Below are 22545 nucleotides of genomic sequence, written 5' to 3'. Positions count from 1 at the left end.
ATCAGCCCGCTGTGCGTTTTCCGTTTCGCCCTTTTTCCGGCTGCTATTTATTACAGGCCCAGGTTCATGCCCGAATACGTTAATTGGCTTCGTCACGCGTCCCCTTACATCAATGCCCACCGCGATTGCACTTTCGTCGTCATGCTGCCCGGCGACGGCGTGGAGCATCCTAATTTCGGCAACATCGTCCACGACCTGGTCTTGCTGCACAGCCTTGGCGTACGACTGGTGCTGGTGCACGGTTCGCGCCCGCAGATTGAAACCCGCCTCGCCGCGCGCGGCCTGACCCCGCATTACCATCACGGCATGCGCATCACCGATGCCGCGACGCTGGAGTGTGTGATCGACGCGGTCGGTCAGTTGCGCATTGCCATTGAAGCGCGGTTGTCGATGGACATGGCCTCGTCGCCGATGCAGGGCTCGCGTCTGCGCGTGGCCAGCGGCAACCTCGTTACCGCGCGGCCGATCGGCGTGCTGGAAGGCGTCGACTATCACCACACCGGCGAAGTGCGCCGGGTCGACCGCAAGGGCATCAATCGCCTGCTCGATGAGCGTTCGATCGTGCTGCTGTCGCCGCTGGGCTACTCGCCGACCGGTGAAATCTTCAACCTCGCCTGCGAAGACGTCGCTACCCGCGCCGCCATTGATCTGGGTGCCGATAAGCTGCTGCTGTTCGGCGCTGACCTCGGCCTGATCGACGAAAACGGCAAACTGGTGCGCGAACTGCGCCCGCAACAAGTGCCGGCACATTTGCAGCGTCTGGGCAGCAACTATCAGGCGGAACTGCTTGATGCCGCTGCCGAAGCGTGCCGTGGCGGTGTCGCGCGTAGCCATATCGTCAGTTACGTCGAAGACGGTGCGCTGCTGACCGAGCTGTTTACCCGTGACGGTGGCGGTACGCTGGTCGCGCAAGAGCAATTCGAGTTGGTACGCGAAGCGGCGATTGAAGACGTCGGCGGTTTGCTCGACTTGATCAGTCCGCTGGAAGAGCAGGGGATTCTGGTGCGTCGTTCGCGCGAAGTGCTGGAACGTGAGATCGAGCAGTTCAGCGTGGTCGAACGTGAAGGCATGATCATCGCCTGTGCGGCGCTGTATCAGATTGCCGAATCGGACGCCGGTGAACTGGCGTGCCTGGCAGTGAACCCGGAATATCGCCACGGTCGTCGCGGCGATGAGCTGCTGGAGCGCATCGAGACACGTGCGCGGGCGCAGGGCTTGAAAACGTTGTTCGTGCTTACCACGCGTACCGCGCACTGGTTCCGTGAACGTGGCTTCGAACCGAGCAGCGTTGAACGCCTGCCAGCGGCGCGGGCGTCGCTGTACAACTACCAACGCAACTCGAAGATCTTTGAAAAAACCCTCTGACCCGGTTCATCGATCGTTCCCACGCTCTGCGTGGGAATGCCTCAACGGACGCTCCGCGTTCGGCTTTCGATGGGACGCGGAGCGTCCCGGGCTGAATTCCCACGCGGAGCGTGGGAACGATCAGCGATCGGCGTGGGAACGATCAATTACTCGGTGATGAACTTCGCGCTCACGTACGGCGAATAATCCGGCAGCACCGTCTCAACTTTGCCCTGTTCCTTCAAAAACTTCGCCGTCTCGCCAATCGCCTTCGCCGTGCCGCCGTCCAGCAGCGCCGTGGTTTGTTGTGCCTTGGCATCCGGGAATGCGGAACCGGCGAGCAATTCCGGCACGTCGGCGGCATTGGCACCGGTCAGTTTGGCGATTTTTTGCACAGGCACCGAGTCAGCCGTCCAGCTGTCTTTGTGCGCCGCGTAATCAGCAAACGAGTCCAGCGTGACCTTGGCGAATTTGGCCACGACGTCCGGGTGCTTCTCGGCAAAGTCCTTGCGTGCGACCCACACTTCAAAGGTCGGCGCGCCCCACTGGCCAACTTGCGCAGCATCGGTCAACGTCTTGCCGGTCTTGCGGATTTCACCCAGCGCCGGCGACCAGACAAACGCGCCATCAATATCGCCACGCTTCCACGCCGCGGCGATTTCTGCCGGTTGCAGGTTCACCACTTTGACTTTCGAAGCGTCGAGGCCCCAATGCTTCAGGGCACCGAGCAAGCTGTAATGCGAGGTGGAAACGAAGGGTGTGGCGATGGTCTTGCCGACCAGATCCTGCGGGGTATTGATGCCGCTGCCATTGCGCACCACCAGTGCTTCGGCGGCGTTGATCTGTGCCGAAACGATGAATGCGACGATCGGCAGATTACGCGAGGCCGCCGCCGCTAAAGGGCTGGAACCGAGATTGCCGATCTGCACGTCGCCCGAAGCAATGGCTGTCACAACTTCCGGGCCGCTGTTGAAGCGACGCCAGTCGATCTTCTCGCCGATGGTTTTCTCGTAGACACCGTCAGCCTGCGGGACTTTGCTCGGATCGATACCGGTTTGGTAACCAACCGTGAGGTTGGCTGCCTGTGCGGAAAAAGAAAATATTGCCGATACACAAACTGTAACAAATTGACTCGATAGTGCGCGTTTGGCCATGATGGCGTCGCCTTTTGGATAGAGTTTGACGTGATTTGAATACGCCAAAGCTAATCGATCTAAAAAAATGCTAACAAATACCATTTAGGAATGAGCTTAGTAGCCGATATCCTGTATCCCGCTGCAGGTGGCCATTAATGGGCCATATACTCGAATGGTATTAAAAAGAATGAAATAATTCTTTTTGGGGTTATCAGGAAATCAGTACTGTGCAGGGACCAAATCACTGCGATTAGACCTTGGTCGTAGACACACGAGGTTACGATTGACTTGTCAGTCACGGTCTGGCGCTAATCGCGCATCTTAGGATCCAGGGCATCAGACCCCGGGCCAGGAACACAAAAATTAGAAACGAGAGGAGCTATACATGAACAAGTCCACCTTGGCCCTGGCTGTGGCCGTAGGGGTTATGGCGCAGCAGGCAGGCGCCGCCGGTTTCATCGAAGACAGCAAGGCCACACTGGGGCTGCGTAACTTCTACATCAATACCGATAACCGTGACTCCGGCACCAAAGCCGCTGGCGCTCAGAGCAAGAACGAAGAATGGGGCCAAGGCTTCGATCTGCGTTTCATCTCCGGTTACACCCAAGGCACCGTCGGCTTCGGTATCGACGCCATCGGCCTGCTGGGCATCAAGCTGGATTCGGGCGGCGGCACTAACGGCGCTACTGCTACCTCTTACGGCGGCACTGTGTTCCCGAGCAAGTCCAACGGCGAAGCGGTTGATAACTACTCGAGCCTGGGCCTGACTGCCAAAGCCAAGATCTCCCAGACCGAACTGAAATTGGGCACCCTGCAGCCAAAACTGCCGGTCATCGTGACCAACGACGGTCGTCTGCTGCCACAAACCTGGCAGGGTGGCCAGATCACTTCCGGCGACATCAAAGACCTGACCCTGGTCGGTGGTCAGATCGAAGCCGTGAAAGGTCGTAACTCCAGCAACAACGAGCAACTGTCGATTGGTGGCGCTAACAGCCCAACCATCACCGGTCGCGACAGCAACAAGTTCATCTACGCCGGTGGTGACTACAAAATCACCAAAGACCTGACTGCCCAGTACTACTACGGCAACCTGGAAGATTTCTACAAGCAACACTTCCTGGGTCTGGTTCACAACTGGGCAATCGGCCCGGGCGTGTTGAAGTCCGATCTGCGTTACTTCAACAGCTCTGATGACGGCGCCAACGGCGACACGCCTGCTTACTACAGCACCGGTAGCTACGCTGGTTTCGCCAACGGTCGCGGTAAAGTCGACAACAACCTGTACAGCGGCTTGTTCCTGTACACCGTTGCCGGTCACACCTTCGGTGGTGGCTATCAGGTCAGCAACGGCAGCAGCGACTTCCCTTGGCTGAACCAGGGCGACGGTTCGTCGAACTACACCATCACCGACATGCAAATCCAGAAGTTCGGCCGTGCCGGCGAGCGCACCTGGCAAGCACGCTACTCCTATGACTTCGCCAAAGTGGGCGTGCCTGGCTTGACCGCTGGCATGGTTTACCTGCGTGGCGACAACATCGATACCTACAACGCCGGTCGCGTTCAAACCTCGAACGGCGCTTCCGAGTGGGAACGCGATTTGACCGTAGCGTACGTGATCCCGGAAGGCCCGTTGAAGAACGTGGGCTTCATGTGGAAAAACGCTTCGTGGCGCAACGACATCGCCGGTCAGCGCGATCAGGACGAAAACCGTCTGATCCTCAGCTACTCGCTGCCGCTGCTGTAATAGCGTTTTCAAATCTGACGTAAAAAAAGCCCCGTCCGGCATCGCGCCGGACGGGGCTTTTGCGTTTTCGAGTCAGGCCCACCCCCGTAAGCCCTCCCCGAATTTCCCTCTTTACTGCAACTCAAGGCCTTCTCGAACCTTGCGACCGATGTTCGTCGGGATGCCGTTCAGCGTCCAGTGAACAGATGTTTAATATTCACTTATGATCTAGATATCTGATTATTTATTCTTTTTCATGATGGCAAATCCCGAGCTACAGTTGAGGTCTCCAACAACTCATCAGGAGCAGCACCATGAGCCTCAGACTCGGCGATATCGCCCCCGACTTCGAACAGGATTCCAGCGCCGGAAAGATTCGTTTTCACGAGTGGCTGGGCAATAGCTGGGGCGTGCTGTTCTCCCACCCGGCGGACTTCACCCCGGTGTGCACCACCGAGCTGGGCTTCACCGCCAAACTCAAAGATGAATTCAGCAAGCGCGGCGTCAAAGCCATCGCGCTGTCGGTCGACCCGGTGGATTCGCACCACAAGTGGATCGAAGACATCAACGAAACCCAGAACACCCTCGTCAACTTTCCGATCCTGGCCGATGCCGATCGCAAGGTCTCGGATTTGTATGACCTGATCCACCCGAACGCCAACGACACGTTGACCGTGCGTTCGCTGTTCGTGATCGATCCGAACAAAAAGATTCGCCTGACCATCACCTACCCGGCGAGCACCGGGCGCAACTTCCACGAGATTCTGCGGGTGATCGATTCGCTGCAACTCACCGACAACTACAAAGTGGCCACGCCGGCCAACTGGCAGGACGGTGATGAGGTGGTGATCGTGCCTTCGTTGAAGGATGAGGAAGAGATCAAGCAGCGCTTTCCGAAGGGCTATCGGGCGGTGAAGCCGTATCTGCGCCTGACGCCACAGCCGAATCGTTAAGATCAAAAGATCGCAGCCTGCGGCAGCTCCTACAGGAGTACGCCGCTCCCTGTAGGAGCTGCCGAAGGCTGCGATCTTTTCGAGGCATCCACAAAGCAGGGGATTTCAGGCCGTTTCGACGGCCTTTTTTTTCGTCCGAAACAAAGCAATCCGCATATCTCCAAAACGCATAACCAAATGAATAAATATGATTTATGGATATATAAATCAGCTGGTAAGGTCACTCCCATCGAAGCGAGATCGCAACCCGCGAATCGCCTGTAACGCTTAAGGAATCGTCTCAATGCTGGTTGTCTCACTCGGTGGCAGTCCCAGCCTGCGCTCCCGTTCCGGGGTGCTGCTGGAGCGCTCGCAACGTTGGTTGCAGCAGCAAGGCGTGGAAGTGGTGAGTTATCAGATTCGGGATTTCCCGGCCGAGGATTTGCTCCATGCCCGCTTCGACAGCCCGAAGGTGCTCGACCTGCTGCAACAGATTGAAAACGCCGACGGCCTGTTGATCGCCACACCGGTTTACAAAGCGTCTTTCTCTGGCGCGTTGAAGACGCTGCTGGATCTGCTCCCAGAGCGTGCCCTGAATCACAAGATTGTCTTGCCGATGGCCACCGGCGGCAGCATCGCCCACATGCTGGTGGTCGATTACGCCCTCAAGCCTGTGCTGTCGGCATTGAAAGCCCAGGAAATGCTCCAGGGGATTTTCGCCGAGGACAGCCAGATCGCTTACGGCGAAGGCAGTGCCGCCGCGCAACTGGCCCCGGCGCTGGAGCAGCGTCTGCATGAAGCGCTCGATCAGTTTGTCGGCGCCATGGCCCGCCGGCCGAAACCGCTGGAACCGGGCCTGTTGAACGAACGTTTGTTGAGTGCTCGCTGGAGCATTTAAGCCTCACCCGCATTTGATGTACTTCACCTTACTCAGCCGCTAACGGCCAAGCAGGTGCAGCCAAAACCCAACAGCAAAAAGGAGAGCGCTATGCGCACTGTATTTTTGCGTCGTGGTCTGGTCGCTCTGTTTGCTGCGGCTGTCACCTTCGGCGCCATCACTCAAGCTCAAGCCGAGACTCTTCGGATCGGTTATCAGAAGTACGGCACGCTGGTGCTGCTCAAAGCCAAAGGCACGCTGGAAAAACGTCTGGCCGCCCAAGGCGTCGACGTGCAATGGACTGAATTCCCCGGCGGCCCGCAGCTGCTGGAAGGCCTGAACGTCGGCTCGATCGACTTCGGCGTCACTGGCGAAACTCCACCGGTGTTCGCTCAGGCTGCTGGCGCTGATCTGCTCTACGTTGCCTACGAACCGCCAGCGCCCAACAGCGAAGCGATCCTTGTGCCGAAAGACTCGCCGATTAAATCGGTGGCCGATCTCAAGGGCAAGAAAGTCGTGCTGAACAAAGGCTCCAACGTCCACTACCTGCTGGTGCGTGCGCTGGAAGATGCCGGTCTCAAGTACACCGACATTCAAACCGTATTCCTGCCGCCGGCCGATGCCCGCGCCGCGTTCGAACGTGGCAGCGTCGACGCCTGGGTCATCTGGGATCCGTACCAGGCTGCCGCCGAAAAACAACTGCAAGCGCACACCCTGCGCGACGGCAAAGGCATCGTCGACAACCACCAGTTTTATCTCGCCACCAAGCCTTACGCACAGAAAAATCCTGAGGTGATCAAAGCCCTCGTTGAGGAAGTGCGCGCCGTCGGCGAGTGGTCGAAAGCCAACCCTGAAGACGTGACTCAACAAGTCGCGCCACTGCTCGGCCTGCCGGCGGACATCACCCTGACCTCGGTGAAACGCCAGGGCTACGGCGCGCTGTTCCTGACCCCGGAAGTGGTCGCTGCGCAGCAAAAGATCGCTGACACGTTCTACCAGCTCAAGCTGATTCCGAAGCCGCTGAGCATCAAGGATGTGATCTGGACACCACCGGCCGCTGTGGCCAAAGCGCTGTAATTCGAATCCCCAAGGAGACCACTCCATGAGCCTCAATATCTTCTGGTTCCTGCCTACCCACGGTGACGGCCATTACCTTGGCACCGCCGAAGGCGCTCGCGCCGTCGACCACGGTTATCTGCAACAGGTCGCGCAAGCGGCGGATCGTCTGGGTTTCGGCGGCGTGCTGATTCCGACCGGCCGCTCTTGCGAAGACTCGTGGCTGGTGGCGGCGTCGCTGATCCCGGTGACCCAACGTCTGAAGTTTCTTGTTGCGCTGCGCCCCGGGATCATTTCCCCGACGGTCGCGGCGCGGCAGGCAGCGACACTGGATCGTCTGTCCGGCGGCCGTGCGCTGTTCAACCTGGTAACCGGCGGTGACCCAGAAGAGTTGGCCGGCGACGGTCTGTTCCTCAGCCACGAAGAACGCTATCAAGCCTCGGTGGAATTCACCCGCATCTGGCGCCGAGTGCTGGAAGGCGAAACCGTTGATTACGACGGCGAGCACATCAGCGTGAAAGGCGCGAAGCTGCTTTATCCGCCGATTCAGCAACCACGTCCGCCGCTGTACTTCGGTGGCTCGTCGGAAGCGGCGCAGGATCTGGCCGCCGAACAAGTGGAAATGGTGCTGACCTGGGGCGAGCCGCCAGCCGCGGTGGCCGAGAAGATCGCCCAAGTCCGCGCTAAAGCCGCCAAGCTTGGCCGCACTGTGCGCTTCGGTATTCGTCTGCACGTGATCGTCCGCGAAACCAACGCAGAAGCGTGGCAAGCGGCGGATCGTTTGATCTCGCACCTGGACGACGACACCATCGCTCGCGCTCAAGCTTCGCTGGCGCGTTTCGATTCGGTCGGCCAGCAACGCATGGCCGCACTGCACGGTGGCAGCCGCGACAACCTCGAAGTCAGCCCGAATCTGTGGGCCGGCGTCGGTCTGGTGCGCGGCGGTGCCGGTACGGCGCTGGTTGGCGATGGCCCGACTGTGGCCGCGCGCGTGAAGGAGTACGCGGATTTGGGTATCGACACCTTTATCTTCTCCGGTTATCCACACCTCGAAGAGTCGTATCGCGTCGCTGAACTGCTGTTCCCGCACCTCGACATCGAGCGTCCGGAACTGCCGAAAAGCGCAGGTTACGTCAGCCCGTTCGGCGAGATGGTCGCCAACGACATTCTTCCCAAAGCCGCGTCGCAGAGCTGAGGCGCGCCATGAAGAAAATCATCCACAGCCTCGCGCCCTGGGCGTTGCCGGTGTTGTTGCTGGCGGTGTGGCAGTTGTCGGTGTCGGCGGGCTGGTTGTCGACACGGATTCTGCCGGCACCGGTGGCGGTGATCGAAGCCGGCGTGAGCCTGGTGCGCAGCGGCGAAATCTGGACGCATCTGGCGATCAGCGGCTGGCGTGCGGCGCTGGGTTTCACCATCGGCGGCAGCATCGGTCTGGTCTTGGGTTTCATTACCGGCCTGTCGAAATGGGGCGAACGCCTGCTCGACAGTTCGGTGCAGATGATCCGCAACGTGCCGCACCTGGCGCTGATTCCGCTGGTGATCCTGTGGTTCGGCATCGACGAGTCGGCGAAGATTTTTCTGGTGGCGCTGGGCACGTTGTTCCCGATCTACCTCAACACCTATCACGGCATTCGCAACGTCGACCCGGCGCTGGTGGAGATGGCGCGCAGTTATGGCTTGAGCGGTTTCAGCCTGTTCTGGCAGGTGATTCTGCCGGGCGCGCTGCCTTCGATTCTGGTCGGTGTGCGCTTCGCGCTGGGCTTTATGTGGCTGACGCTGATCGTCGCCGAAACCATTTCCGCCAGCTCCGGCATCGGCTACCTGGCAATGAATGCCCGGGAGTTTTTGCAGACCGACGTGGTGGTGCTGGCGATCCTGCTTTACGCGGTGCTCGGCAAACTCGCCGACCTCGCCGCCCGTGGACTTGAGCGTGTGTGGTTGCGCTGGCATCCGGCGTATCAGGTTGCCAAAGGAGGTGCAGCATGACCGCTCAACAACCTCCACGCCTGCTGCGCGGGATTCCGCTGGCAGTGCGCAACCTGCAGAAAACCTTCGGTTCGCGGCAGGTGCTGCGTGACATCGATCTGCACATTCCGGCGGGGCAATTCGTCGCTGTGGTCGGGCGCAGTGGCTGCGGCAAAAGTACTTTGCTGCGCTTGCTCGCCGGCCTCGATCAACCGACTGGCGGTGACTTGCTCGCCGGATCTGCGCCGCTGAGCGATGCGCGGGAAGACACCCGATTGATGTTCCAGGAAGCGCGTCTGCTGCCGTGGAAAAAGATCATCGACAACGTTGGGCTCGGCCTTAAAGGCAACTGGCGTCCGCAGGCATTGGATGCGCTGGAAGCGGTAGGTCTGGCCGATCGCGCCAATGAGTGGCCGGCAGCTTTGTCTGGCGGACAGAAGCAGCGCGTCGCACTGGCCCGGGCGCTGATCCATCAGCCACGGCTGCTGCTGCTCGACGAACCGCTCGGCGCACTGGACGCGCTGACCCGCATTGAAATGCAGCAACTGATCGAACGTCTCTGGCAGCAACACGGCTTCACGGTGTTGCTGGTGACCCACGACGTCAGCGAAGCGGTGGCGATTGCCGACCGGGTGATTCTGATCGAGGACGGCGAAGTCGGCCTTGACCTGCACGTCGAACTGCCGCGTCCACGGGTACGCGGTTCGCACCGACTGGCCGCGCTGGAAACCGAAGTGCTCAACCGAGTTTTGTCCCTGCCCGGCGAACCGCCGGCGCCGGAACCTGTTTCACCACTGCCTACGCAATTGCGTTGGGCGCAATAACTCAAGTTTTATCAACGACAGGAATCAATGCCATGACTATTAAAGCCATCAACGTGCGCAACCAGTTCAAAGGCTCGATCAAGGAAATCGTCCTCGGCGACGTGCTGTCGGAAATCGACGTGCAAACCGCTTCGGGCATCGTCACTTCGGTGATCACCACCCGTTCGGTCAAGGAGCTGGAACTGGTGGTGGGCAGCGAAGTGATCGCCTTTGTGAAATCCACCGAGGTGTCGATCGCCAAGTTGTAAGCCAGTGAGTAAAAAACAACCCCGAACGGCGTGAGCCCTTCGGGGTTTTTTGTGATCGTACCCACGCTCCGCGTGGGAATGCCTCTAGGGACGCTCCGCGTCCAGTGACGCGGAGCGTCACGGGCTGCATTCCCACGCAGAGCGTGGGAACGATCATGGCTCAGCGCTTGGGCAGATAAGGTGGCAAATACAGGCCGATATAAGCATCAAACACGCGCATCCCTTCCTCGGCCATGCGCGGCGTGATCTGCCCATGCTGCTGCACCGAGCGCGCATACACCCGGTCACCCAACTCCATCGCCAGGGCAAACACATCAACATCCTCCGGCAGCCTCGGCAACTCGAAGTGATGATTGAACAGCTTGTGCATCAGGTCGCCCAGTTCGATGTCGTGCTGCCGGTCAGCCTGGGTCACTTCGGTCAAGCCGTGCTGAGCGAGAATCAACTGGCGTGCGGCGGCGTCTTCGTCGTAGATCTCCAGCATCCGTTGCTCGACCAACCGCGACAGATCGCGCCAGTCGCGCAGCGCTTCGTGATCGATCGGCGCTTGCAGGCAGGCGCGAAATGCCGCGTGCACATCCGCCGTCAGCGCTTCGAGCAAGGCCGGTACGCTGGCGAAAAAGTGGTACACGGAGGAGGGCGGAATCTGCGCGCGTTCGGCGACGCTGTAGATCGACAGACTCGCCACGCCCTCGGCAGCCAGCAGCGTGCGCGCGGCGTCGAGTATCGAATCGATGCGCGCCTGACTGCGGGCACGGGGTTTGCGAACGGGGGCGGGACGCGTCATGAAAGTCTCCTGCGGGGCAGCGGGCATTGTACGAGCCGGGTTCCGTGTTGTCTGCCAGTACCCTGTGGCGAGGGGATTTATCCCCGATGGGTTGCGAAGCAGCCCCAAAGCCATCCCACTCGGTGTGTCAGGAGTATCCGGCTCTCAGGTTTTACGACTGCTGCGCAGCCGATCGGGGATAAATCCCCTCGCCACAGGTTTGTATTCGGCCATAAAAAAACGCCGTTGGCTGAATCAGCCGACGGCGTTCTTTTTGGTGCTACAACCGCTTAAACGGTATGCAGATACCAGTTGTACTCAAGGTCGGAGATGGAGTGTTCGAACTCCTCCAGCTCGCTTTCCTTGCAGGCGACGAAGATATCGATGTACTTCGGATCGATGTACTTGGCCATCACCTCGCTGTCGTCCAGCTCGCGCAAGGCATCGCGCAAGTTGTTCGGCAGGCTTTGTTCGTTCTGCTCGTAGCTGTTGCCTTCGACAGGCGCGCCCGGCTCGATCTTGTTGGTCAGACCGTGGTGCACGCCGGCCAGTACCGAAGCCATCAGCAGGTACGGGTTGGCGTCTGCGCCGGCAACGCGGTGTTCGATGCGTACGGCATCGGACGAGCCGGTCGGTACGCGAATCGCCACGGTGCGGTTGTCCAGGCCCCAGCACGGCGAGTTCGGCACGTAGAACTGTGCGCCGAAACGACGGTAGGAGTTGACGTTCGGGCAGAGGAAAGCCATCTGCGCGGGCAGGGTCTCGAGCACACCGCCGATCGCGTGACGCAGCGCGGCGTTCTGCTCGGGATCCTCGCTGGCAAAAATGTTTTTGCCTTCTTTATCCAGAATCGAAATGTGGACGTGCAGACCATTACCCGCCTGGCCCGGGTACGGCTTGGCCATGAAGGTGGTGTCCATTTCATGGTCGTAAGCGATGTTCTTGATCAGACGCTTGAGCAGTACCGCGTAGTCGCAGGCCTTGATCGGATCGGCGACGTGGTGCAGGTTCACTTCGAACTGCGCCGGGGCACTTTCCTTGACGATGGCGTCGGCCGGGATGCCTTGCTCTTTCGCGCCTTCCAGAATGTCCTGGAGGCAGTCGACGTATTCGTCGAGGTCGTCGATCAGGTAGACCTGAGTCGAGTGCGGGCGTTTACCGGAGATCGGCGAGCGTGGCGGCTGTGGACGGCCGTTCACGTTCTCCTGGTCGATCAGGTAGAACTCGAGTTCGAATGCGGCGCAGATGGTCAGACCCAGCTCGTCAAACTTTGCAACAACTTGACGGAGCACTTCGCGCGGATCGGCGAAGAAAGGGTCGCCTTCGAGTTCGTGCATGGTCATCAACAGTTGCGCGGTTGGGCGCTTCTGCCATGGCTCGTTGCACAGAGTATCGGGGATTGGATAGCAGATTCGATCGGCGTCGCCGATGTCCAGACCCAGGCCGGTGCTTTCCACCGTGGAGCCGTTGATGTCCAGAGCAAATAGAGAGGCCGGCAGGTTGATGCCTTTCTCGTAAACCTTGTGGAGACTGGTGCGTTCAATGCGCTTGCCGCGCACCACACCATTCATATCCGCAATCAGAAGGTCAACGTACAGAACCTCAGGATGTTCCTTAAGGAACGCGTTCGCTTCGTTAAGCTGAACGGCACGCGGGGGTACCGACATGATGCAACACCTTTGTTGTTAAAAATATCAATCATTGATCTTTTCTGGTTTCAGTCAACCCGAACGGCCTGCCGAAGTCAAGCGAGGCCTTTTTTGCCCTAAAAAAGCGCTGCAAGGGCATTTATGGGGCACTTTGGGGCGTTTTTGAGACGCCGGGACGCTTGCCACCCGCGGGCTTGAGCAGGCCGTGTTGTATTTTTTACGGGGGTGTTGTGTAAAAAAATGAACAAGGCTAAGCTCGGATCAAACCCATAACAGCAATAATACCGGGGTGCTTCATGTCTCGCCTGCCGTTAATCGGCATCACCGACTGCTCGCAACAGTCCGGTCTGCATGCTTATCACATCAGTGGCGACAAATCCGTCCAACGCTCCGCCAATAAGGCGCGCAGCCTGTCGACGAGGTTCTCGTCAGCAGCAGGCAAAACGGCAGCGTCCGATATTCTGGACGTACGACAAGGCACTCTGTTTATGGCGTCCCCTTCCAATATAGATCTCTTTTACTCTCAAAGCCTGTGCCGGCTGCCAAGCCGTGCTCACGATTCTGCACGCCTGAACTGTGCACAGGAAATGCAACGCCAGCGTAAAGGGCAGGTAAGCTCCTCTTTCATTGTCTATGCGCGGTGCCTGGCGTAAGCCCGCACTGCGCACAAGCAAGCCCTTTATCGCGACGCCCCGGCGTCAAACTTTGCCTGACATAGCGTCAGGAGACTCAGCCCAGAGGCATTTATGAGTAACAACCTCGACCAGCTCACCGATTGGTTGAAAGACCACAAGATCACAGAAGTCGAATGCATGATCGCCGACTTGACCGGGATCACCCGTGGCAAGATTTCGCCGACCAACAAGTTCATCGCCGAAAAAGGCATGCGCCTGCCAGAAAGCGTTCTGTTGCAGACGGTGACCGGCGATTACGTCGAAGACGACATCTATTACGAACTGCTCGACCCGGCCGACATCGACATGATCTGCCGCCCCGACCAGAACGCCGTGTACATGGTGCCGTGGGCCATCGAGCCGACCGCGCAGGTGATCCACGACACCTACGACAAGCAAGGCAACCCGATCGAGCTGTCGCCGCGCAACGTCCTCAAGAAAGTTCTCAAACTCTATGCCGACAAAGGCTGGCAGCCAATCGTCGCGCCGGAGATGGAGTTCTACCTGACCAAGCGCAGCGACGACCCTGACTATCCATTGCAGCCGCCAATCGGTCGCTCGGGCCGTCCGGAAATCGGTCGTCAGTCATTCTCCATTGAAGCGGCGAACGAATTCGACCCGCTGTTCGAAGACGTCTACGACTGGTGCGAACTGCAGGAGCTGGATCTCGACACGCTGATCCACGAAGACGGCACGGCGCAGATGGAAATCAACTTCCGTCACGGCGACGCACTGTCGCTGGCCGACCAGATTCTGGTGTTCAAACGCACCATGCGCGAAGCCGCGCTGAAGCACGATGTGGCTGCGACCTTTATGGCCAAACCGATGACGGGCGAGCCGGGCAGTGCGATGCACTTGCACCAGAGCATCATCGACATCGAAACCGGCAAAAACGTCTTCTCTAATGAAGACGGCACCATGAGCCAGCTGTTCCTGCACCACATCGGTGGTTTGCAGAAACTGATTCCTGAGCTGTTGCCGCTGTTCGCGCCGAACGTCAACTCGTTTCGCCGCTTCCTGCCGGACACCTCGGCACCGGTGAACGTGGAATGGGGCGAAGAAAACCGCACCGTGGGTCTGCGCGTACCGGATGCCGGCCCGCAGAACCGTCGCGTGGAAAACCGTCTGCCGGGCGCCGACGCCAACCCGTACCTGGCGATTGCCGCGAGCCTGCTCTGCGGTTACATCGGCATGGTCGAAGGCCTCAACCCGAGTGCGCCAGTGGTCGGACGCGGTTATGAACGCCGTAACTTACGCCTGCCGCTGACCATCGAGGATGCACTGGAGCGTATGGAAAACAGTGCAACCATCGAGAAGTACCTGGGCAAAACTTTCATCACTGGCTACGTCGCGGTCAAGCGGGCCGAGCATGAAAACTTCAAGCGCGTGATCAGTTCGTGGGAGCGCGAGTACCTGCTCTTCGCCGTCTGATACGCCGGGCGCGGCGTGCAGACGCCGCGCCTTCACCGATAACAAGGAGAATTGGCATGACCAGCAACAACCCGCAAACCCGCGAGTGGCAAGCACTCAGCAATGATCACCACCTGGCGCCGTTCAGCGACTTCAAGCAGCTGAAAGAGAAAGGTCCGCGGATCATTACCAGCGCCAAGGGCGTGTACCTGTGGGACAGTGAGGGCAACAAGATCCTCGACGGCATGGCCGGTCTGTGGTGCGTGGCCATCGGTTACGGTCGTGAGGAACTGGCCGACGCCGCCGCCAAACAAATGCGTGAACTGCCGTACTACAACCTGTTCTTCCAGACCGCGCACCCGCCGGCACTGGAACTGGCCAAGTCGATCGCCGACGTGGCGCCAGAAGGCATGAACCATGTGTTCTTTACCGGCTCCGGCTCCGAAGGCAACGACACCATGCTGCGTATGGTTCGTCACTACTGGGCAATCAAAGGCCAGCCAAACAAGAAAGTCATCATCAGCCGCAAGAACGGTTATCACGGTTCGACCGTGGCCGGCGCGAGCCTCGGTGGCATGACCTATATGCACGAACAAGGCGACTTGCCGATCCCGGGCATCGTCCACATCGCGCAGCCGTACTGGTTCGCTGAAGGTGGCGACATGTCCCCGGAAGAGTTCGGTATCTGGGCGGCCAATCAGCTGGAAGAAAAGATTCTCGAAGTCGGCGTGGACAATGTCGGTGCCTTTATTGCCGAGCCGATTCAGGGCGCCGGCGGCGTGATCATTCCGCCAGACACCTACTGGCCGCGCATCAAGGAAATTCTCGCCAAGTACGACATCCTGTTCGTGGCGGACGAAGTGATCTGCGGTTTCGGCCGTACCGGTGAGTGGTTCGGTAGCGATTTCTACGACCTCAAGCCTGACATGATGACCATCGCCAAAGGCCTGACTTCCGGCTACATCCCGATGGGTGGCCTGATCGTGCGCGACACCGTGGTGGCAGTGCTTAACGAAGGTGGCGATTTCAACCACGGCTTCACCTACTCCGGTCACCCGGTGGCGGCAGCGGTGGGTCTGGAAAACATCCGCATTCTGCGCGACGAAAAAATTATCGAGAACGCGCACAACGAAACGGCACCGTATTTGCAGAAACGTCTGCGGGAACTGAATGATCATCCGTTGGTGGGTGAAGTTCGCGGCGTCGGTCTGTTGGGGGCCATCGAGCTGGTGCAGGACAAGGCCACTCGCAAGCGTTACGAAGGCAAGGGCGTCGGCATGATCTGCCGTCAGTTCTGCTTTGATAACGGCCTGATCATGCGCGCGGTCGGCGACACCATGATCATCGCGCCGCCGCTGGTGATCAGCAAAGCGGAGATCGATGAACTGGTTACAAAGGCACGCAAGTGCCTGGATCTGACCCTCAGTGCGTTGCAGGGCTAAGTGCTAGGCTCTGAGCGGGGGAGCCGCGGCGCTCTCGCTCAAAGCTGTCAGAAAGGCTGGTCTTTTCTTGAAAGACCGCCTCGGATCTTGCCAGACTAGCCGCGGTTCCAGTTGTCCGGGTTCGGCCGCTGAACAAAGTGGTTCAAAAAAAGAAAATTTGGAGCATTACGCATGAAGGCATTAGGCAAAAAGCTCGCTGGCAAGACTCTGCTCGCCATGTCCCTGATGGGAATCATGGCGGCTGCGGCTCAGGCGGACGACAAGGTGTTGCACGTCTACAACTGGTCGGACTACATCGCTCCGGACACCATCAAGAAGTTTGAAGACGAGTCGGGCATCAAAGTCGTTTACGACGTCTTCGACAGCAACGAAACCCTCGAAGCCAAACTGCTCGCAGGCAAGTCTGGCTACGACATCGTCGTACCGTCGAACAACTTCCTCGCCAAGCAGATCAAGGCCGGTGTTTACCAGACGCTGGACAAGTCCAAGCTGCCTAACTGGAAAAACCTCAACACCGATTTGCTCAAAGCCGTGTCGGTCAGCGACCCGGGCAACGAGCACGCTTTCCCGTACATGTGGGGCTCGATCGGCATCGGCTTCAACGCCGAGAAGGTCAAGGCTGCACTGGGTGCCGACGCACCTGTCGATTCGTGGGATCTGATCTTCAAGCCGGAAAACGCGGCCAAGCTGAAATCCTGCGGCATCAGCCTGCTCGACTCGCCAACCGAGATGATTCCGGTGGCGTTGCACTACCTGGGCCTGCCAACCGACAGCCAGAAGAAAGAAGACATCGACAAGGCTGAAGCGCTGATCATGAAGGTGCGTCCTTCGATCGCCTACTTCCACTCTTCCAAGTACATCTCCGACCTGGCCAACGGCAACATCTGCGTAGCCGTCGGTTACTCGGGTGACATCTACCAGGCCAAGTCCCGCGCGGCTGAAGCCGGTGACAAGGTGAAAGTCAGCTACAACATTCCGAAAGAAGGTGCGGGCAGCTTCTACGACATGGTCGCCATCCCTAAAGATGCCGAAAACGTCGAAGGCGCCTACAAGTTCATGACCTTCCTGCAGAAGCCGGAAATCATGGCTGAAATCACCAACGCCGTGCGCTTCCCGAACGGTAACGCCGCTGCAACGCCACTGGTCGATAAAGACATCACCAGCGACCCGGGCGTTTACCCACCGGCTGACGTACTGGCCAAGCTGTACGCGATCGCCGACTTGCCGGCCGCAACTCAGCGGATCATGACCCGCAGCTGGACCAAGATCAAATCCGGTAAATAAGCCGGTTTGAAGCAATAACCGCCGGCCGTCGCCCTCGCGATGGCGGCCAGCGGATCAATTAAATGACAAAAGTTTTGCTGGAACGGTTTTTCGAGGGTAAGTTGCGCGCCGGTTTTGTTGCCGGGCAGCCATGGCTGTCATGCAGCGCGGGGCAACTTGGGCCCAACTAATTTAGAGGACCTCCACTTGCCTATTTTTTCTTCTTTGCGCAATGCCCTGCTGGCCACTGCCGGCCTGACGATTGCTGTCGGTGCCCAGGCCGCCGGTACGGTGCATATTTATAACTGGTCGGACTACATCGGCGAGACGACCCTGGCTGACTTCCAGAAAGCCACCGGGATCAAACCGGTTTACGACGTGTTCGATTCCAACGAAACCCTGGAAGGCAAACTGCTGGCCGGGCGCACCGGTTACGACGTGGTCGTGCCGTCGAACCACTTCCTCGGCAAGCAGATCAAGGCAGGCGCGTTCCAGAAGCTCGACCGCTCGCAGCTGCCGAATTATTCGAATCTCGACCCGGCGCTGCTCAAGCGTCTGGAGCAGAACGATCCGGGCAACTTGTACGCCGTGCCGTACCTGTGGGGCACCAACGGCATCGGTTACAACGTCGATAAAGTGAAGGCTGTGCTGGGTGTCGACAAGATCGATTCCTGGGGCGTTTTGTTCGAACCAGAGAACATCAAGAAGCTGCAAAGCTGCGGCGTAGCGTTCCTCGATTCGGCGGATGAAATGATGCCGACCGTGCTCAACTACATGGGCCTGAACGCCAACAGCACCAATCCCAAGGACTACGAAAAAGCCACCGCCAAGCTGCTCGCGGTGCGTCCTTACGTGACCTACTTCCACTCCTCGAAATACATCGGTGACCTGGCCAACGGCGACATCTGCGTGGCCATCGGTTTCTCCGGCGATATTTTCCAGGCGAAGAACCGCGCAGCCGAAGCCAAGAAAGGTGTGAACATCGCCTACTCGGTGCCGAAAGAGGGCGGCGCGCTGTGGTTCGACATGCTGGCGATTCCGAAGGATTCGTCGAACGTGAAGGAGGCTCATGCCTTCATCAACTATTTGCTGAAACCTGAGGTAATTGCCCAGGTCAGTGATTACGTCGGTTACGCCAACCCTAATCCGGGTTCGGACAAACTGATGGAACAGTCCATCCGTACCGATGAGTCGGTGTACCCACCGCAGGCCGTTATCGACAAGGCCTACGTGTCGACCGAGTTGCCACCGAACATTCAGCGCCTGATGACCCGCAGCTGGACCAAGGTCAAGTCGGGGATGTAAGGCACACACTATCCTGGGTTCGCCTTGCGGGGCGGACTGCATTGTTTTTATCTGGGAGTTTCGTAAATGGCAGTTGCCTCCGGCGCCTATAAGAAAGCCCTCGAGGGCGACCAGACACCGAAACAGGTGTTGGTCAAAATCGACCGGGTCACGAAGAAGTTCGACGAGACGATTGCCGTGGACGATGTGTCCCTGGAAATCAAAAAGGGCGAAATCTTCGCTCTGCTCGGCGGATCGGGATCGGGCAAATCCACTCTGCTGCGGATGCTGGCAGGGTTCGAACGGCCCACGGAGGGGCGCATTTTCCTCGACGGCGTCGACATCACCGACATGCCGCCGTACGAACGTCCGATCAACATGATGTTCCAGTCGTACGCCTTGTTCCCGCACATGACCGTGGCGCAGAACATTGCCTTCGGCCTCAAGCAGGACAAGATTCCGGCGGCTGAAGTCGACGCCCGCGTGGCTGAAATGCTCAAGCTCGTGCAGATGAGCCAGTACGCCAAGCGCAAGCCGCATCAACTGTCCGGCGGTCAGCGTCAGCGTGTGGCACTGGCGCGTTCGCTGGCCAAACGGCCGAAGCTGCTGTTGCTCGACGAACCAATGGGCGCACTCGACAAGAAACTGCGTTCGCAAATGCAGCTGGAACTGGTCGAGATCATCGAGCGCGTCGGTGTGACGTGCGTGATGGTGACGCACGACCAGGAAGAGGCCATGACCATGGCCGAGCGCATCGCGATCATGCACTTGGGCTGGATCGCTCAGATCGGCAGCCCGATCGATATCTACGAAACCCCGACCAGCCGTCTGGTCTGCGAATTCATCGGTAACGTCAACATCTTCGAAGGCGAAGTGATCGACGACGCCGAAGGCCACGCGACCATCACCTGCAAAGACCTCGATCGGCAGATCTACGTCGGCCACGGCATCAGCACCTCGGTGCAGGACAAATCGGTGACTTACGCGATTCGTCCGGAGAAGCTGCTGGTCACCGCTGATCAACCGACCTGCGAGTACAACTGGTCGAGCGGCAAGGTGCACGACATCGCCTATCTGGGTGGTCACTCGGTGTTCTACGTCGAGTTGCCGAGCGGCAAACTGGTGCAGTCGTTCGTGGCCAACGCCGAACGCCGTGGCGCACGTCCGACCTGGGGTGATCAGGTTTACGTGTACTGGGAAGACGACAGCGGCGTGGTACTTCGCTCATGAACATGCGCAAATTCAAACGCCGCATCAACCGAATAATCCCCAGTGGCCGGCAACTGGTCATCGGGGTCCCGTTCATCTGGCTGTTCCTGTTCTTCATGTTGCCGTTCTTCATCGTTTTGAAGATCAGCTTCGCCGAAGCCGATGTGGCGATTCCGCCGTACACCGAGATCTACACCTTCGTTGAGCAGAAGCTGCAACTGCTGCTGAACCTGGGCAACTACGCGATGCTGGCGGGCGACGAGTTGTACATCGCCGCCTACCTCGGCTCGTTGAAGATGGCGCTGATCAGCACCGTCCTCTGCCTGTTGATCGGCTACCCGATGGCCTATGCCATCGCCACCGCCCGTAAAGAGATGCAAACGGTGCTGGTGCTGCTGATCATGATGCCGACCTGGACGGCGATCCTGATCCGCGTTTACGCGTGGATGGGCATCCTCAGCAACAACGGCCTGCTCAATGGTTTCCTGATGAACATGGGCTTTATCGACGAGCCGCTGCAGATCCTCAACACCAACCTCGCGGTGTACATCGGTGTTGTCTATTCGTACCTGCCGTTCATGATCCTGCCGCTGTACGCCAACCTGGTGAAGCACGATCACAGCCTGCTGGAAGCCGCGTCCGACCTCGGTTCGAGCACCTTCAACAGCTTCTGGAAAATCACCATTCCGCTGTCCAAGAACGGGATTATTGCCGGCTGCATGCTGGTGTTCATCCCGGTGGTGGGCGAGTTCGTGATCCCGGAACTGCTCGGTGGTCCGGAAACCCTGATGATCGGTAAAGTGCTCTGGCAAGAGTTCTTCAACAACCGTGACTGGCCCGTGGCGTCCGCGCTGGCGGTGGTGATGCTGGCGATCCTGATTGTGCCGATCATTCTGTTCAACCGCAGTCAGGCCAAGGAAATGGAGGGTAAAGAATGAAGCGCATCCGTTTCTCCAGCCTGATGCTGGTACTGGGTTTGTTGTTCATCTACTTGCCGATGCTGATCCTCGTGATCTACTCGTTCAACGCCTCGAAACTGGTGACGGTGTGGGGCGGCTGGTCGATCAAGTGGTACGTCGGCCTGCTCGACAACACCCAACTGATGGGCTCGGTGGTGCGCTCGCTGGAAATCGCCTGCTACACCGCGGTTGCTGCGGTGGCGCTGGGTACGCTGGCGGCATTCGTGCTGACCCGTATCACTCACTTCAAGGGGCGCACGCTGTTCGGCGGCCTGGTGACCGCGCCGTTGGTCATGCCCGAAGTGATCACCGGTCTGTCGCTGTTGCTGCTGTTTGTGGCCATGGCGCAGATGATCGGCTGGCCGCAGGAACGCGGCATCGTCACCATCTGGATCGCGCACACCACATTCTGTGCGGCGTATGTAGCGGTGGTGGTGTCGGCGCGTCTGCGTGAGCTCGATCTGTCGATCGAAGAAGCGGCGATGGACCTTGGCGCGCGGCCGTGGAAGGTGTTCTTCCTGATCACCATCCCGATGATCGCGCCATCGCTGGCGGCGGGCGGCATGATGTCCTTCGCCCTGTCGCTGGACGATCTGGTATTGGCGAGCTTCGTTTCCGGCCCGGGTTCGACGACGTTGCCGATGGAAGTGTTCTCGGCGGTGCGTCTGGGCGTGAAGCCTGAGATCAACGCCGTGGCGAGTCTGATTCTGCTGGCGGTGTCGATCGTGACGTTCCTCGTCTGGTTCTTCAGCCGCCGTGCCGAAGAAGCGCGCAAGAAAGCCATCCAGCAAGCCATCGAAGAAAGCGCTGCCGATTCGTGGAAGCAACCGGACGTCCGCCGCGCGCCTGCGCCGGAAGCGGCCTAACAGCAAAAGATCGCAGCCTGCGGCAGCTCCTACAGGGAACACATTCCAATGTAGGAGCTGCCGCAGGCTGCGATCTTTTGATTTTGCCCTCAGTTCACCCAAGGGGAATTGCGGATGACTTCGACGAAGTTCATCGGTTTGAACCCCGGCACCTGATCCTTCAGCACATCGGTCTTCACGTTGCCAAACGTGGTCTGCGGACGATGGCGCAAGCCGTCGGCGAACGCGCAGATGATGCATTCCTTGAAACCTTCCCCACGTGGATGCGCATGCACCACCGCTTCGCGCTGTACGGTGCTGAACGCCGCGTAATCCATGCCCAGCACGTCCATCTCGACACCCGCCGTCACCAGCGCCACGGTCGGGCGCAAGTGTTTCGGCACGCCCGGCGTGGTGTGCAGGGCAATCGATAACCAGACTTGTTCGATGTCGTCATCGCTCAAACCGTACGGCTTGAGAAACGCCGCCGCCGCGTTGGCGCCGTCCACTTCAAAACGCTCGTCAGCGCTGCGATGACCTTCGACCAGAGCGAGGTCGTGGAACATCGCGCCGACATAGAGCAGCTCTGGATCATAGGCCAGTTGCTGGCGTTCACCGCTCAGCGCGCCGAACAGAAATACCCGGCGTGAGTGGTGGTAAAGCAGATCGGATTCGATGTCGCGGATGTACTCGGTGGTGGCGCGGGCGAGGGCGCTGTCGGGGATTTTGATGCCGGCGATGGTCGTGCTCATGGTGCTTTCCTTTCTGAAAGCGCCGTCGTGGCGCTGATGGGGAAAGTCTGTTCCCGACGCTGCAAGCGAACAATCGGCGCATGGCTGCGATCCTTGCCAATCCACCTGCAAATCGTGCCAACTGCCCGTCACAGGTCGGAATGCGATCCATTGTGGCGAGGGGATTTATCCCCGTTCGGCTGCGCAG

21 protein-coding genes are annotated in these 22545 nt (G+C 59.0%); 17 read left to right on the top strand and 4 right to left on the bottom strand.

Going from position 1 to position 22545, the window contains the following annotated elements; genetic code table 11:
• The first annotated feature begins 66 nt into the window (after positions 1–66).
• Positions 67–1365, top strand: a complete 1299-nt coding sequence (gene argA, locus KFS80_RS14345) for an amino-acid N-acetyltransferase (protein WP_053124855.1) — start codon at positions 67–69, stop codon at positions 1363–1365.
• A gap of 146 nt (positions 1366–1511) precedes the next feature.
• Here argA and tauA read toward each other — a convergent pair whose 3' ends face one another.
• Positions 1512–2498, bottom strand: a complete 987-nt coding sequence (gene tauA / locus KFS80_RS14340) for a taurine ABC transporter substrate-binding protein (RefSeq protein ID WP_218959284.1) — start codon at positions 2496–2498, stop codon at positions 1512–1514.
• A gap of 367 nt (positions 2499–2865) precedes the next feature.
• Here tauA and KFS80_RS14335 point away from each other — a divergent pair, with 367 nt between their 5' ends.
• From KFS80_RS14335 to KFS80_RS14300, 8 genes are all read left to right on the top strand, one after another.
• Entirely contained in the window at positions 2866–4224 is a 1359-nt protein-coding gene (locus KFS80_RS14335; RefSeq protein WP_053124851.1) for an OprD family porin, read from the top strand.
• Positions 4225–4517: 293 nt separating this feature from the next.
• Positions 4518–5156: a peroxiredoxin gene (locus KFS80_RS14330; RefSeq protein ID WP_159811927.1), complete on the top strand. Its 639-nt coding sequence runs from the start codon at positions 4518–4520 to the stop codon at positions 5154–5156.
• A 283-nt stretch (positions 5157–5439) separates the two neighbouring features.
• Positions 5440–6033, top strand: a complete 594-nt coding sequence (gene ssuE, locus KFS80_RS14325; protein ID WP_008085340.1) for an NADPH-dependent FMN reductase — start codon at positions 5440–5442, stop codon at positions 6031–6033.
• 90 nt (positions 6034–6123) lie between these two features.
• Positions 6124–7089, top strand: a complete 966-nt coding sequence (locus tag KFS80_RS14320; protein WP_053124845.1) for a sulfonate ABC transporter substrate-binding protein — start codon at positions 6124–6126, stop codon at positions 7087–7089.
• A 25-nt stretch (positions 7090–7114) separates the two neighbouring features.
• Positions 7115–8263 carry an FMNH2-dependent alkanesulfonate monooxygenase gene (gene ssuD, locus KFS80_RS14315; protein WP_008085337.1) on the top strand — a complete coding sequence of 383 codons (1149 nt, stop codon included), beginning with the start codon at positions 7115–7117 and terminating at the stop codon, positions 8261–8263.
• An 8-nt stretch (positions 8264–8271) separates the two neighbouring features.
• Positions 8272–9054 carry an aliphatic sulfonate ABC transporter permease SsuC gene (ssuC, locus tag KFS80_RS14310; protein ID WP_003229260.1) on the top strand — a complete coding sequence of 261 codons (783 nt, stop codon included), beginning with the start codon at positions 8272–8274 and terminating at the stop codon, positions 9052–9054.
• Positions 9051–9857 carry an aliphatic sulfonates ABC transporter ATP-binding protein gene (gene ssuB / locus KFS80_RS14305; RefSeq protein WP_212545121.1) on the top strand — a complete coding sequence of 269 codons (807 nt, stop codon included), beginning with the start codon at positions 9051–9053 and terminating at the stop codon, positions 9855–9857. Before ssuC ends, ssuB begins: the two co-directional genes overlap by 4 nt.
• A 32-nt stretch (positions 9858–9889) precedes the next feature.
• Positions 9890–10105, top strand: a complete 216-nt coding sequence (locus KFS80_RS14300) for a TOBE domain-containing protein (RefSeq protein WP_003229256.1) — start codon at positions 9890–9892, stop codon at positions 10103–10105.
• Between the two features lie 160 nt (positions 10106–10265).
• Here KFS80_RS14300 and KFS80_RS14295 read toward each other — a convergent pair whose 3' ends face one another.
• Together KFS80_RS14295 and KFS80_RS14290 are read right to left on the bottom strand one after the other, a co-directional pair.
• Positions 10266–10892 carry a TetR/AcrR family transcriptional regulator gene (locus KFS80_RS14295; protein ID WP_159811925.1) on the bottom strand — a complete coding sequence of 209 codons (627 nt, stop codon included), beginning with the start codon at positions 10890–10892 and terminating at the stop codon, positions 10266–10268.
• A gap of 269 nt (positions 10893–11161) precedes the next feature.
• Positions 11162–12538, bottom strand: a complete 1377-nt coding sequence (locus KFS80_RS14290; protein WP_007913842.1) for a glutamine synthetase family protein — start codon at positions 12536–12538, stop codon at positions 11162–11164.
• A 278-nt stretch (positions 12539–12816) separates the two neighbouring features.
• Here KFS80_RS14290 and KFS80_RS14285 point away from each other — a divergent pair, with 278 nt between their 5' ends.
• From KFS80_RS14285 to KFS80_RS14250, 8 genes are all read left to right on the top strand, one after another.
• The gene (locus KFS80_RS14285; protein ID WP_156316191.1) at positions 12817–13173 is read left to right on the top strand and encodes a glutamine amidotransferase; all 357 of its coding nucleotides are present in this window, start codon (positions 12817–12819) and stop codon (positions 13171–13173) included.
• 93 nt (positions 13174–13266) lie between these two features.
• Positions 13267–14625, top strand: a complete 1359-nt coding sequence (locus KFS80_RS14280; RefSeq protein ID WP_007913846.1) for a glutamine synthetase family protein — start codon at positions 13267–13269, stop codon at positions 14623–14625.
• 56 nt (positions 14626–14681) lie between these two features.
• Entirely contained in the window at positions 14682–16046 is a 1365-nt protein-coding gene (locus tag KFS80_RS14275; protein ID WP_212545120.1) for an aspartate aminotransferase family protein, read from the top strand.
• 171 nt (positions 16047–16217) lie between these two features.
• Entirely contained in the window at positions 16218–17330 is a 1113-nt protein-coding gene (locus KFS80_RS14270) for a polyamine ABC transporter substrate-binding protein (RefSeq protein WP_053124834.1), read from the top strand.
• A 186-nt stretch (positions 17331–17516) separates the two neighbouring features.
• Complete coding sequence (locus tag KFS80_RS14265; protein WP_053124832.1) at positions 17517–18614, top strand: polyamine ABC transporter substrate-binding protein; 1098 nt, start codon at positions 17517–17519, stop codon at positions 18612–18614.
• Positions 18615–18680: 66 nt separating this feature from the next.
• Complete coding sequence (locus tag KFS80_RS14260; RefSeq protein WP_008085321.1) at positions 18681–19823, top strand: ABC transporter ATP-binding protein; 1143 nt, start codon at positions 18681–18683, stop codon at positions 19821–19823.
• A 35-nt stretch (positions 19824–19858) separates the two neighbouring features.
• Complete coding sequence (locus tag KFS80_RS14255; protein ID WP_212545146.1) at positions 19859–20740, top strand: ABC transporter permease subunit; 882 nt, start codon at positions 19859–19861, stop codon at positions 20738–20740.
• Positions 20737–21627 (top strand): ABC transporter permease subunit, encoded by an 891-nt coding sequence (locus KFS80_RS14250; RefSeq protein WP_053124828.1) that lies wholly within the window; start codon positions 20737–20739, stop codon positions 21625–21627. Before KFS80_RS14255 ends, KFS80_RS14250 begins: the two co-directional genes overlap by 4 nt.
• Positions 21628–21716: 89 nt before the next feature.
• Here KFS80_RS14250 and KFS80_RS14245 read toward each other — a convergent pair whose 3' ends face one another.
• The gene (locus KFS80_RS14245) at positions 21717–22358 is read right to left on the bottom strand and encodes an HD domain-containing protein (RefSeq protein ID WP_212545119.1); all 642 of its coding nucleotides are present in this window, start codon (positions 22356–22358) and stop codon (positions 21717–21719) included.
• Between the last annotated feature and the right edge of the window lie 187 nt (positions 22359–22545).

The organism is Pseudomonas rustica, from assembly GCF_018336155.1.
In the GTDB taxonomy this organism is placed as follows: domain Bacteria; phylum Pseudomonadota; class Gammaproteobacteria; order Pseudomonadales; family Pseudomonadaceae; genus Aquipseudomonas; species Aquipseudomonas rustica.
Note: the sequence above shows the minus strand (reverse complement) of the source record. Positions and strands in the feature narration are given on the sequence as shown.

Coding starts and splice junctions, on each gene's coding strand:
- KFS80_RS14300 (WP_003229256.1), top strand. CDS start 9,890: ATGACTATTAAAGCCATCAACGTGCGCAACCAGTTCAAAGGCTCGATC.
- ssuE (WP_008085340.1), top strand. CDS start 5,440: ATGCTGGTTGTCTCACTCGGTGGCAGTCCCAGCCTGCGCTCCCGTTCC.
- KFS80_RS14290 (WP_007913842.1), bottom strand. CDS start 12,538: ATGTCGGTACCCCCGCGTGCCGTTCAGCTTAACGAAGCGAACGCGTTC.
- KFS80_RS14285 (WP_156316191.1), top strand. CDS start 12,817: ATGTCTCGCCTGCCGTTAATCGGCATCACCGACTGCTCGCAACAGTCC.
- ssuC (WP_003229260.1), top strand. CDS start 8,272: ATGAAGAAAATCATCCACAGCCTCGCGCCCTGGGCGTTGCCGGTGTTG.
- KFS80_RS14320 (WP_053124845.1), top strand. CDS start 6,124: ATGCGCACTGTATTTTTGCGTCGTGGTCTGGTCGCTCTGTTTGCTGCG.
- tauA (WP_218959284.1), bottom strand. CDS start 2,498: ATGGCCAAACGCGCACTATCGAGTCAATTTGTTACAGTTTGTGTATCG.
- KFS80_RS14330 (WP_159811927.1), top strand. CDS start 4,518: ATGAGCCTCAGACTCGGCGATATCGCCCCCGACTTCGAACAGGATTCC.
- ssuB (WP_212545121.1), top strand. CDS start 9,051: ATGACCGCTCAACAACCTCCACGCCTGCTGCGCGGGATTCCGCTGGCA.
- KFS80_RS14270 (WP_053124834.1), top strand. CDS start 16,218: ATGAAGGCATTAGGCAAAAAGCTCGCTGGCAAGACTCTGCTCGCCATG.
- KFS80_RS14280 (WP_007913846.1), top strand. CDS start 13,267: ATGAGTAACAACCTCGACCAGCTCACCGATTGGTTGAAAGACCACAAG.
- KFS80_RS14275 (WP_212545120.1), top strand. CDS start 14,682: ATGACCAGCAACAACCCGCAAACCCGCGAGTGGCAAGCACTCAGCAAT.
- KFS80_RS14295 (WP_159811925.1), bottom strand. CDS start 10,892: ATGACGCGTCCCGCCCCCGTTCGCAAACCCCGTGCCCGCAGTCAGGCG.
- KFS80_RS14250 (WP_053124828.1), top strand. CDS start 20,737: ATGAAGCGCATCCGTTTCTCCAGCCTGATGCTGGTACTGGGTTTGTTG.
- argA (WP_053124855.1), top strand. CDS start 67: ATGCCCGAATACGTTAATTGGCTTCGTCACGCGTCCCCTTACATCAAT.
- KFS80_RS14245 (WP_212545119.1), bottom strand. CDS start 22,358: ATGAGCACGACCATCGCCGGCATCAAAATCCCCGACAGCGCCCTCGCC.
- ssuD (WP_008085337.1), top strand. CDS start 7,115: ATGAGCCTCAATATCTTCTGGTTCCTGCCTACCCACGGTGACGGCCAT.
- KFS80_RS14260 (WP_008085321.1), top strand. CDS start 18,681: ATGGCAGTTGCCTCCGGCGCCTATAAGAAAGCCCTCGAGGGCGACCAG.
- KFS80_RS14335 (WP_053124851.1), top strand. CDS start 2,866: ATGAACAAGTCCACCTTGGCCCTGGCTGTGGCCGTAGGGGTTATGGCG.